Annotated in this window: 11 protein-coding genes; 2 read left to right on the plus strand and 9 right to left on the minus strand. The window is 62.8% G+C overall.

The window, feature by feature from the left end; translation table 11 throughout:
* Position 1 precedes the first annotated feature (1 nt).
* A complete protein-coding gene (locus ACYG9Z_RS25710) occupies positions 2-985 on the plus strand; it encodes a glycosyltransferase family 8 protein (protein ID WP_023715406.1) in 984 nt (327 codons plus the stop codon).
* Between the two features lie 67 nt (positions 986-1,052).
* On the opposite strand, the gene ACYG9Z_RS25715 is transcribed toward ACYG9Z_RS25710, so the two are convergent.
* The 4 genes from ACYG9Z_RS25715 to ACYG9Z_RS25730 all read right to left on the minus strand — a co-directional run bounded on the left by ACYG9Z_RS25715 (position 1,053) and on the right by ACYG9Z_RS25730 (position 5,613).
* Positions 1,053-2,294, minus strand: coding sequence for an O-antigen ligase family protein (locus tag ACYG9Z_RS25715; protein ID WP_023752912.1), 1,242 nt, complete (start codon positions 2,292-2,294; stop codon positions 1,053-1,055).
* Positions 2,291-3,826 carry an undecaprenyl-phosphate glucose phosphotransferase gene (locus tag ACYG9Z_RS25720; RefSeq protein WP_023752913.1) on the minus strand — a complete coding sequence of 512 codons (1,536 nt, stop codon included), beginning with the start codon at positions 3,824-3,826 and terminating at the stop codon, positions 2,291-2,293. Before ACYG9Z_RS25720 ends, ACYG9Z_RS25715 begins: the two co-directional genes overlap by 4 nt.
* Before the next feature lie 85 nt (positions 3,827-3,911).
* The gene (locus ACYG9Z_RS25725) at positions 3,912-5,042 is read right to left on the minus strand and encodes a glycosyltransferase (RefSeq protein ID WP_023752914.1); all 1,131 of its coding nucleotides are present in this window, start codon (positions 5,040-5,042) and stop codon (positions 3,912-3,914) included.
* A gap of 7 nt (positions 5,043-5,049) precedes the next feature.
* Complete coding sequence (locus ACYG9Z_RS25730) at positions 5,050-5,613, minus strand: polysaccharide biosynthesis/export family protein (RefSeq protein WP_023682330.1); 564 nt, start codon at positions 5,611-5,613, stop codon at positions 5,050-5,052.
* Between the two features lie 265 nt (positions 5,614-5,878).
* Here ACYG9Z_RS25730 and ACYG9Z_RS25735 point away from each other — a divergent pair, with 265 nt between their 5' ends.
* On the plus strand, positions 5,879-8,104 hold the full coding sequence (locus tag ACYG9Z_RS25735; RefSeq protein ID WP_023752915.1) for a GumC family protein: 2,226 nt from the start codon (positions 5,879-5,881) through the stop codon (positions 8,102-8,104).
* A 99-nt stretch (positions 8,105-8,203) separates the two neighbouring features.
* Here the strand turns inward: ACYG9Z_RS25735 and ACYG9Z_RS25740 are convergent, their stop codons facing one another.
* Genes ACYG9Z_RS25740 through ACYG9Z_RS25760 form a run of 5 tightly spaced genes read right to left on the minus strand, consistent with a single transcriptional unit; the run spans position 8,204 to position 11,525 of the window.
* A complete protein-coding gene (locus ACYG9Z_RS25740) occupies positions 8,204-8,620 on the minus strand; it encodes a GNAT family N-acetyltransferase (protein WP_348524875.1) in 417 nt (138 codons plus the stop codon).
* Entirely contained in the window at positions 8,617-9,039 is a 423-nt protein-coding gene (locus ACYG9Z_RS25745; RefSeq protein WP_348524876.1) for a GNAT family N-acetyltransferase, read from the minus strand. The genes ACYG9Z_RS25740 and ACYG9Z_RS25745 overlap by 4 nt, the downstream gene beginning before the upstream one ends.
* Positions 9,040-9,044: 5 nt before the next feature.
* Positions 9,045-9,791: an aspartate/glutamate racemase family protein gene (locus ACYG9Z_RS25750; RefSeq protein ID WP_023752916.1), complete on the minus strand. Its 747-nt coding sequence runs from the start codon at positions 9,789-9,791 to the stop codon at positions 9,045-9,047.
* 2 nt (positions 9,792-9,793) lie between these two features.
* Entirely contained in the window at positions 9,794-10,612 is an 819-nt protein-coding gene (locus ACYG9Z_RS25755; protein ID WP_023669394.1) for an ABC transporter permease, read from the minus strand.
* A gap of 1 nt (position 10,613) precedes the next feature.
* Positions 10,614-11,525 carry an ABC transporter permease gene (locus tag ACYG9Z_RS25760; protein WP_023752917.1) on the minus strand — a complete coding sequence of 304 codons (912 nt, stop codon included), beginning with the start codon at positions 11,523-11,525 and terminating at the stop codon, positions 10,614-10,616.
* Between the last annotated feature and the right edge of the window lie 41 nt (positions 11,526-11,566).

The raw sequence follows: 11,566 nt of genomic DNA on the forward strand, positions 1-11,566 counted from the left end.
TGTGTCGCAAAAGCCATGCTTCTTTTTCGCCGCCGATCAAAGGTATTTTCCGTACACCTGCTTGGCGGCGCGCCGTGTGTTGGATTTGTCCGGCGCCGTCGAAGGCTTTATTTTGCACACCGGCGTCATTCCCAGTGACGACCGGTCTGCCGGTGAGCGTTTGCTCGAGGGGAGGATCGGCATCATCGACGTAACGAAGTTCATGGAGGCGACGAACTTCAATCGTGGAACGCATCCCACGCTTGCGACCTACATCAGGCTGTTCGCCGATCAATTGCCTCAATTCGAGCTATACGACCGCATCGCCTATTCCGACGCCGATGTGCTTTTCAACCGATCGATAGCAGATCTCTGCAACACCCCGCTCAACGCTCCGCTGCTGGCCGCACACGACGAGCAGACCTATTTCGACGTAAAGTATCGACAGCATTTGCCGATGCAGCCAGGGGCGCCGAAGTTCAATGCCGGCGTGCTGGTGTTCAACATGCCGCTGGTCAGGCAGGAGGGGCTTCTGGAGCGTACCCGGCAGTTGGCCTCCGAGCAGGTTTACGGGATGGATCAAGGTGCGTTGAACGTGGCTTTCGAGGGCAGGTGGCAGACGATGCACCCGTTCTGGAACGTGATGACCAACTACACCAGCCAGATCCCTTTCAGCCGCTGCTACGCCCGCCACTTCGCCTGGGGCAAGCCCTGGGACCGTCCGCCGATCGGTGTCGAGGTCGACGCCATGGCGATCTATCGCGATCTGGCGAAAGGCACTCCCTGGGCCGGCCGTTTCAGCAGCAGCTGGCCGATCAAGAGAGGCATACTGAAAAACCTCGGCCGCAAGTTCGACGCCATCAGCGGGATTTTGCTCAACGACGAGAAGCGCAAGCGACGGGCGCGGTTCGACGCCGAAAAGGTCAGCGCCATCTTTGCCGATCACGCCGACAAATCGATGCTGGCAGTGCGGTATCCCGAGCGGGTGACCGGTATCGCGAGATAGACAAAATCGTCGGTCGCAATTCGTTCTGAAGGCGAAGTCATCCGAACTCGGCGGCTTTCCCATCGGTTTAGCTTGCCGCCACCGCCCGCAACCCGCGCTGATGCCTGTATTCCAGCGCGATCGCGCCCCAGATCAGGCCGAGCAGCAGGTAGACATGGCGCCAGTGGTCGATATCGATGAATGTGCCGAGCCCGATATTGCCGATGAAAGCGACGTAGGCGCAGAGCAGATAGGGCTGCCACGGCCGGTCGCGCAAAAGGATGCGGAAGCCGGCCGGGATCGTCCACAGCGTCAGCGACAGAAACGAGACGAAGCCGAGCCAGCCATAATCCATCAGCGTCTTCAGCCAGATGTCGTGCGTGTCTTCGCCGAAAATGGTGCCGAACACCAGCGGGCCGATGCCGAGCGGATGTTCGAGCGCCATCTCGAAGCCGATCGTGTAGCGGGCAAAGCGGCCAAGGCGCGCCGTGTCGTAGCTCTGTTCGAGCTGGGCGCGGCTGGAAAACATCTCGCCGACGCCGGGCAGCTGCAGGATGACGACCATGGCGACCACCAGCAGGGTGACGGCGGCAATGCTCATGATGATGACGCGCAGCCGGAACTTGCCGCTGTTGCTTTGCAGGAACAGGGCGCCGGTGAGCAGGATGGCCGAGACGGCGAACATGCCCCAGGCGCCGCGCGAGAAGGAGAAGAAAATGCCGGCGGTGATGATCAGCAGCGGCACCGCCAGAAGCGGCATGCGCGCGATCGAGCCGGTCAACAGGAGATAGAGCAGATAGATGCCGGGCAGCACCAGGAACGGCCCGAACACGTTCGGATCCTGGAAGGCGCCCTGGGCGCGGTCGTATCTGGTGAAGATTTCAGCGCCCGGGAAAGCGTGGAAATAGCCGGCAATGCCGAGCAGCGAGGTCACCACCGCGGAGACGACATAGGCGATGAAGATCAGCCGGTAGAGGCCGGGCTGCACCGCAGTCACCGACGAGAAGAACACCGCGGTGAAAGCGAGAAAAAGCGACACGGCGAGATAGAGCGGTGTGTTGGCGAGATCGGCCATCTGCGTCATGGCAATCATGCCGCCGATGTTCATCGTGATCAGCAGCACGAGCAGCGGCGCGGCGGCACGCGATATGCGCAGTCCAAACAGCCCCCACACCGCGATCAGCCCGACCATGAAAAGATCGTAAGGCGCCGGCTCGTCGATGACGAAGCCTGACAGGAAGACGCCGAAAAACACCGCGCCCGAGGATATCAGCGCGATCAGCTTGGCATTGACCGCAGCCTGCGGCACATCATGGGAAATCGCGCTCAATAGGCGTTTTCCGTGTTGAGCAGCCGCAGCGGCGTCATGAGCAGGATGCGCAGATCGAACAGCATCGACCAGTTCTCGATGTAATAGAGGTCGTATTCCGTGCGCATGCGGATCTTCTCATTGGTGTCCATCTCGCCGCGCCAGCCATTGATCTGCGCCCAGCCGGTGACGCCGGGCTTGACCTTGTGGCGGGCGAAATAGCCGTCGACCACCTCGTTGTAGAGAAGGTTGTGCGACTGCGCGGCAATCGCATGCGGGCGCGGGCCAACCAGTGACAGCGTGCCGAACAGCGAGTTGAAGAACTGCGGCAGCTCGTCGATCGAGCTCTTGCGGATGAAGCGGCCGACGCGGGTAACGCGCGGATCGTTCTTGGTCACCGTCTGCTTGGCGCTCGGGTCCGAGCGGTCGGTGTACATGGAGCGGAATTTGTAGACCTCGACGATCTCGTTGTTGAAGCCGTGCCGCTTCTGCTTGAACAGCACCGGACCCTTGCTGTCGAGCTTGATGGCGATGGCAGTCGCCAGCATCACCGGTGAAAACAGGATGATGCCGATCAGCGAGAAGACGATGTCGAAGGCGCGCTTGGCGACCGAATCCCAGTCGTTGATCGGCCTGTCGAAGATGTCGAGCATCGGCACCGAGCCGATGTAGGAATAGGCGCGCGGGCGAAACTGCAGCGCGTTGGAATGCGCCGAGAGCCGGATGTCGACCGGCAGCACCCAGAGCTTCTTCAGCAGTTGCAGCACGCGCGTTTCGGCAGTCAGCGGCAGCGACACGATCAGCATGTCGATGCGCGCGATGCGGGCGAATTCCATCAGCTCCGAAATGGTGCCGAGCTTGGGATAGCCGGCCACGAGCGGCGGCGAGCGCTTGTCGCCGCGGTCATCGAAGATCCCGCAGATGCGGATGTCGTTGTCTGGCTGCTTCTCGACCGAGCGGATCAGCATCTCGGCCGCCTTGCCGCCGCCGACGATGACGGCGCGCCGTTCCATGCGGCCGTTGCGCGCCCAGCGCCGGATCAGCTTCGACATCACCAGCCTGAGGCCGAACAGCAGAAGCAGGCCGACGACAAACCAGGTGCCGAACAGCAGACGCGAATAATCCTCCGACATTTTCATGATGAAGGCCGTCAGCGCCATCAGCGCGAAGGTGCCGGCCCAGACCATCAGCACGCGGCCGAGATTGGAGATCGGTCGCATCAAGACGGAGATCTGGTAGCAATCGCTGACGTCGAGCAGCACCACGGCCACGAATGACGCCGCGGCAATGGTCAGCGGATATTGCCAGGCGAGATAGTTGAAGAAGCCGACAAAGTGGAAGTAGAGCGCGAGCCCCGACAGGAACAGCAAGCCGAATTCGACGATGCGCAATACGCCGCTGACCATGACCGGCGACATCGTATCGCGCCGGTATTGCGAGGCGACCTGGCGGGCAACACTGTTCATGCCGCCGGGCGTGGGGCTCTCGGCAGGACTGTCGAATTTGCGCACCGCATCGGCCGAAAAGCGGCGCGTGGGGTCGGTCTCGTTCATCGGGTTTCCCACAAGCTTCCGCGATGACGATAGCAGAAAGAGAGCTAAAAAAACCTTGAGACAACTTGTGGTTTTGGACGGTCGTCTATCTGTTGAGCGCGGCGAAATAGGCCTTTTCGATTTCGGCGGCCATCACATCGGCGCCGAATCGCGCCTTGAGGCTGGCGGTATCGGGCATGACGCGCCGGTAGGCGTCGAGATCGCGCAGCGCTTCACCCATCTTGTCGCCGAGTTGGCGCGGATCGGGACGGATCAGGGCAGGGGATCCCTCACCGAAGATTTCGGGAATGCCGCCGACGGCCGTGGCGATCATCGGCCTGCCGGCCGCCAGCGTCTCCAGCACGATATAGGGCATGGCTTCCGCGCGGGAGGGGACGACGACCAGATCGGCCAGCGAAAATGCCTCCCTGGCCGGCATCGGCGGCAAGAAGCGGACCTGTTTTCCGAGGCCCAGCCGTTTCACCTGCGCATGGTAGCGCGGCAGGTCGTCGCCACCGCCGACCATGACCGCGGTCAAGCGGCGCTCAAGCTGGGACCCGGCCAGCACCAGCGCGTCGATGAAAATGTCAGGCCCTTTGAGGTCGCGCATCATGCCGATGTAGAGCAGGTCGGCCGCGTCGGGCTGTGCGACCACCGGTTCGAACTCGGCGGCGCGCAGGCCGTTATAGACCAGCGTGTTCGGGATAGGCGGTTCACCGACCTTCCTGCGATAGGTGCGCCGCTCATAGTCGGAGACGAACAGCAGGCAGTCGGTGAAGCGCGCCATGAAGCGCTCGAGCGCGAAGAACAGCTTCCCGGTCGTCGTCGTTTCATCATAGTGGAGGGAGCCGCCATGCGGCGAATAGAGGCGGGCTACGCGAGACCTAGATACCCGCAGCAATGAACCGAACAGACGGGCATAGGCGCCACCTTTGGCGCCATGTCCGTGCAACACGTCCGGCTGCAATTCCTTGATGATCCTGTAAGTGCGCCAGGCCGAGGCGAAGTCGCCCGGCCCGACATGGCGCTGCATCGGCGTGCGATGGATGCCGAGCGCCAGGCTGTCCTTCATCTGGTCGAACAGGCGTTCCTCGTATTCGCCGCCGGTGGTCGAATCGCAGACGATGCCGACAACATGTCCGGCGGCGAGCTGGGCCTCCGTCAGGTCGCGCACATGCCGGAAGATCCCGCCGACGGGTGAGCGAAAGCAGTGGACGATCCTGAGCTGGTCCGCCACGTTGATGTCAGAACAGGCGTTCGCGAACGTAGACCGTGTCGCCCGGCAGCAGCGGATCGGAGGTAACCACCCGGCCTGTCATCACCTTGCCGTTGATGTCGCGGGTGATGTCGACGCTTTCCTGGTTGGCGCGCGGCGAGAAACCGCCGGCAATCGCGATGGCCTTCTGCACGGTGAGGCCCGGCACGTAGGAATACTGGCCGGCGGCGCCCACTTCGCCCATGACGAAGATCGGCCGGTAGCGATCGATCTCGACCGACACGTCGGGGTCGCGCAGATAGCCTTGGCGCAGTTTGTCGGCGAGCGCTTTTTCCAGCTGCTGGGCCGTGTGGCCGCGCGCCGGCACCGCGCCGACCAGCGGGAAGGACATGTAGCCGGACTGATCGACACTGTAGGTGTTGGTCAGACCGTCCTGTTCGAACACGGTGACGCGGACACGGTCGCCGGCGCCGAGCCGATAGGGCTGGTCGAGTACCTCGTGGAAGGCCGCCGGCGTCGGCCGGTAGCTGGAGCAGCCGGCGAGGATCGACACGGCCAGCAGAGCGCGAAACAGACCAGCAGCGCTTTTCATGATCGGACACACACCTTCGTCGCTATGGCCGCCAGGACACGGCGGCAAACCTTAAGGATCTGGGTTCGTTATCATCCTGTTAGGGTTAATGGCCGGTAAAGGGACGCGGCCGATTTGGCGGCAATCGACAAAAAGCCGTATAGTTTTGCTGGCTTTGTTTACCGGATGTCAGCAAACCCTAACAGCTGCTTACCGCGATCTTAACGGCTGAGTTACCATAGTTGTTTACGCTACCATCTAGCCTCATGTTCCGGAGCAGGAATGCATGTCCGACCAGTCCGCGGCCGCAGATGTCGATGTCGACCTGAGACAGCTCTTCGCCAGCCTGGCGCGGAACTGGCTGCGCATTCTTGTGATCACGCTTCTCGTCACTGGTCTCGCCTTCGCGTTCGCGTGGCTTGCCACGCCGCATTACAAGGCGACGACGCAGCTGAAAATCCAGTTGAGCGAATCGGCCTATACGCGGCCTGCCGGTACCAATGAAGACGACAAACCTGTGCTCGATGCGGAAGGTGTAGCAACCGAGGTTCAGGTCATTTCCTCGTCCGACATTCTCAATAAGGTGGCTGGCAATCTGCATCTGGGCGACAAGCCCGAGTTCAACGATGCGCTCGGCATGTCGCCGGTAGCCCGACTTCTTGTCATTGCCGGACTGAAAAGTGATCCGGCAGAGATTCCGCTCGAAGAGCGCGTGCTGACTAAAATGCGCGACAAGCTAAACGTCTATGGCGTGGAGAAGACGCGTGCCATCGCCGTCGAATTTTCCTCGGAAGATCCCCAGCTTGCCGCTGACATTCCGAACGCCATCGCCAAGGCCTACCTGGCCTATCAGGCGGACGCCAAGACCACGTCGAACGCCGCCGCGACCGCCTTCCTCGGGCCGGAGATCGAGGAGCTGCAGAAGCAGGTCAGGGATGCAGAGGCCAAGGTCGCGGCCTTCCGCTCCGCTCAGTCGGACCTGTTGATGGCTGGCAACAATTCGGTGCTGGCGACACAGCAATTGTCCGAGCTGTCGAGCGAGCTGTCGCGTGTGCGCGCCAGCCGCGCTTCGGCCGAGGCAACGGCCGAAAGGGTGCGCCAGGCTTTGCAGAATGGCGGTTCGCTGGACGCTGTACCCGAAGTGCTGTCGTCCGATCTGATCCAGCGGCTGCGTGAGCGTCAGATCGAGCTCAGGACCAACATTGCCGATCTTTCCACCACTTTGCTCGACAACCATCCGCGCCTGCGGGCGATGAGGTCGCAGCTTGCCGATCTCGACGGCCAGATCCGCAACGAAGCGCAAAAAATCATGCGCGGGTTGCTGACGCAGGCGCAGACCGCCCAGGCGCGCGAAAACCAGCTGATATCGGACGTCAACAAGCTGAAAGCGGCGTCGTCGCGGGCCGGCGAGGAGCAGGTCCAGCTGGATGCGCTGCAGCGCGAGGCGAACGTCCGGCGCCAGCAGCTTGAATCCTATATGGCGAGCTTCCGCGAAGTGTCCTCGCGCAAGAATTACCTGCCGGTCGATGCCAGCGTGTTTTCCGAGGCGCGCGTGCCGTCGGAACCCTATTTCCCCAAGCTCGTGCCGATCGTCGGCGCCGCCTTAGTCGGCTCGCTGCTGCTGATGTCGGTCATCACGCTGCTGCAGGAGCTGTTTTCCGGCCGCGCCATGCGCCCGGCGCCCGGCGCCCGCTTGGACCGCATCGAACAGGTTGCGATGCCGGCAATGTCGGCGCCGGTCGTCGACCCGGAACCGGCCGCAGTCGTGGCCGAGGAGGTGGTCGATCAGCGGACGGCCATGGAGTCTGAACTGGCGCCCGAGCCGGAGCAGGAGCCGGCTCCTTCAGTGCTGGAAGGAGCAGCGGCTGCCGATCCAGAACCGCAATCCGAACCCGAGCGGGTACGCTCCAGCCTTGGCGAGATCGATGTCGAGAAGGCGGCGGAAAAGCTGATCGCCAGCGGTGCTGCGCGCGCCATCTTCGTCTCGCCCGAAGGCGATGAGGCCGCCGCCTCGGCAGTGCTGGTAGCGCGCGAAGTCTCCGACGCCGGCCTGCGCGTGCTGCTGCTCGATCTCACGGCGTCAGGTGCCGCCTCGCGGCCGATGCTGGACAGCGGACTTTTCCCCGGCATCACCAATCTGCTGGCTTCGGAAGCGCAGTTCAGCGACGTCATTCACGCTGACCTCTATTCCGACTGCCATGTCGTTCCCGTCGGCACCGCCGATCCGGTTCGCGCCATGCGCGCCGCCGACCGGCTGCCAATCATCATGCAGTCGCTGACCACCGCCTATGATCTGGTCATCGTCGAATGCGGACCGGCCGATGCGCAAGGCATCAGCCGACTGGTCGGCGACAGCACCGAGGTCTTCATGTCCATGCTGCAGGCGGACGATGAGGTGGCGCAGGCCGCCGTCGAGCTGATCGAAAGCGGCTATCCCGACCTCACTCTGGTGACGCCGATCGGCCACGAGACGCCGGGTAACCCGGTGCCGGGACAACGTAGCGCCGCCTGAGACATCGGACAATTCAACTTAGGCGGCGCTACTACAGATTGGCTCGTCCATCGCCCGCCGGCTCCCGAAAAACCAAGCCTGTCAGTCGTGCGCCGGGATCTACCCCAACTCCAGGGTTGTCACGCCAAATATTCGGCGCGAGTCGACCTTCGGAGGCGGGCCCTTGTACATGCGCGTGGTGGTGAAGGTCGGCCTGAAACCAATTGCTGAAAGCGCCGTGGTGAAATCGAAATTTTCGGCAGGAACGTCGATATGCAGGTCGCTACCTTCGCATGCGGCAGCCAGACTGCCCATGAGCTGCATCGCCGTCTCGGTGTCGTCGGCAAACAGCGGGCCGATCTTGTAACCCGAACGGCAGGGACGAGCCACGGCGTAGCCTATGGTGCCGAGTGAACTGATCGCGGCGAACCCGCAATGCGGCGGCTGCGCCCAGCGGTGCAGGAAGGCTCGTCGAGGCGCGGGGAAACAGCGGGCGTCATAGGCGATGATGTCGGGCACGAGTTGCGTGGTTATCATGCGCACCCCTTCGCTTCGGACGGGCGGGGTCGCGATACGGCCGCTGAAGCGGATGGTTTCGTACGCCGAGCTGAATCCCGTGCGGCGATAATTCGCCAGCTGCGCGGCGACCCCGTCGAGGCCGACCGTTCGGCCGCCAGCCTGGCCATGCCCGCATTCCAGACTGCTTTGCCATGGCCTTTGCCGCGCATGTCTGGTCGGCAGATGTAGAGACCGATGAAACCGAAGTTGCCGCCATAGGCGACAGCCGAGATGGCGGCGGTCATCTCGTTGTCGACAAAAGCGCCGATGAATCCTTCAGGATCGGTTGGCCGGAACGCGGCGGCATCATCAAGGCCAGGGTTCCAGCCTTCAGCCGCCGCCCAGTCGATAAGAACGGCCAGTTCCGGCGGAGACAATGCGCGGACGGTAGGCTTCATAGCGTTCACTCCGCGGCGATCACCCCCGGCGAGAAGGATTTCAGCACGCCGCGATAGGGCTTGGCCAGCGGACTGGCATAGGCGCCGCGCTTCGAGGTCGACAGGCCCAATGCGATCAGCGCCTCGGCCTGTTTGAGGGCGGCGCCGACGCCGTCGATGACGGGCAGGTCGAACTCTTGCTGCAACCGGTGTGCCAGGTCGGCCATGCCGGCGCAGCCGAGCACGATGGCCTCGGCGCGGTCTTCCGCTATGGCGCGGGCGATCTCGGCGCGCAGTTTCTCGACCGCGCCGGAAGCAGCGTCTTCAAGGGAGAGTACGGGAATGTCGGCGGCGCGCACGCGGACACGCCCGGCCATGCCGTAGCGCTGCACCAGCCCTTCGACAGGGACACGCGAGCGTTCGGTGGTCGTCACCACTGTGAAGCGCTGGGCAATGTAGGAGGCGACACTGAGTGCGGCCTCGCAGATGCCGATGACCGGAATGGAGGCCATGGCGCGTGCCGCATCCAGGCCGGTATCGTCGAAGCAGGCGATGATGGCGGCCTGAGCCCCGGCACGTTCGCCGGCGGCGATCTCCATCAAAAGGCCGGGCACGGCCAATGCCTCGTCATAATAGCCCTCGATCGAGGCCGGGCCCATCGAGGAGGTGACCGCGATCACCTCGGTCTCGGCGCCGGCAACGCCGCGCGCCGCCGCCGCGATCGTCTCGGTCATGCTCGCCGTTGTGTTGGGGTTCACCACCAGTATCTGCACAATCAAACCCTGGCCCGCCTGCGGCCAACATAGAGGATGGCGCCCAGTGTGGCCAGGATCACCAGGAAGGAGAACACGGTGGTCACCGTGCCCAGCGCGTAGAGCACCGGCGTCGTGACATTGGTGGTCATGCCGTAGATCTCGAGCGGCAGCGTGTTGAAGGTGCCCGACGTCATCAGCGTGCGGGCGAACTCGTCATAGGACAGCGTGAAGCCGAACAGGCCGACGCCGATCAGGCTCGGCGCGATCATCGGCAGCACGACATGGGCGAAGGTCTGCCAGGAGTTGGCGCCCAGGTCACGCGCGGCTTCCTCATAGGCGGGCGAGAAGCGGTTGAAGACGGCGAACATGATGAGCACGCCGAAGGGCAAGGTCCAGGTCAGGTGCGCGCCGAAGGCCGATGTGTACCAGGCTGGGCGGAAGCCGACCTGCTGGAAGACGACGCCGATGCCGAGCGAAATGATGATCGAGGGTACTACGAGGCTGGCGACCGCCAGGTAGAACAAAGCGGTGGCGCCGCGAAATTTTTGCCGGAAAGCGAGCCCTGCCAGCAGCGACACGACGACGGTGACGATCATCACCATAAGGCCGAGCACGAGCGAGCGCTTGAAGCTGCCGCCGAAATCGCCGACCGCCTGGCGCTCGAACAGATTGGCGAACCAGTGCAGCGACACGCCATTGAGCGGGAAGGTGAGGCCGCCGGTCTCGCCTTGGAAAGAAAGGATCAGGATCGCCGACAGCGGGCCGTAGAGGAACAGCACGAACAGAGTGAAGAAGACCGCAAGCACATAGAATTCTAGGGTGCGTTTTTCGTGGCTCACCTCAAAGCTCCTTGCGGATGTCGACGATGCGCAGGATGCCCGCGACCATCAACAGTACCAACACCAGCAACACTACGGCATTGGCGGCGGCTGCGGGATACTGCAGCAGCGACATCTGGTTCTTCATCATCAGTGCGACCGACGCGCTCTGGCCGCCCGACATCACCTGCACAGTGGAGAAATCGGCCATCACCAGCGTGACGACGAAGATGGTGCCGATCGCCATGCCGGGCTTGGCCAGCGGGATGACGACGTTCCACAAGACCTGCCAGCCGGACGCGCCGGCATCGCGCGCGGCCTCGACCAGCGAGCGGTCGATGCGCATCAACGTGTTGAAGATCGGCGTTACCATGAACAGCGTGTAGAGATGCACCATGGCCAGCACCACGGCGAATTCCGAATAGAGCAGCCATTCGATGGGTTTTGGCACCAGCCCCAATTGCACCAGCGTCGAGTTGATCAACCCGTTACGGCCAAGCACCGGGATCCACGAGATCATGCGGATGATGTTGGAGGTCAGGAACGGCACCGTGCAGACAAGGAACAGCACCATCTGCATGGCGATGGTACGGATATGGAAGGCGAGGAAATAGGCGACCCAGAAGCCGATGAACAAGGTCAGCGCCCAGACGATGGCAGCGAATTTGATGGTGTTGAGATAGGTCTTCCAGGTGACCCATGATCCCAGCACGTCGGAATAGTTCGTCGTCAGGAAATCCGGATACATGGCGGCGAAGTCATAATCCCAGAAGGAGACGACGACGATCATGATGATTGGCAAGAGCAGGAACGCACCGAGGATGAGCGCCAGCGGCGCCGATTGGAGGTAGGGCGTGACGGCACTGATGGAGAAGCGCCGGCGTCTGGCGGGCTTGGCTGCTGCGATGGCGGGGCGTTCGAGCGCGACTGTCATTGGGAAAATCCTCCGCGTGATCGCGATGACTTGCGATCCTT

It is taken from the genome of Mesorhizobium sp. RSR380A (genome assembly GCF_054719385.1).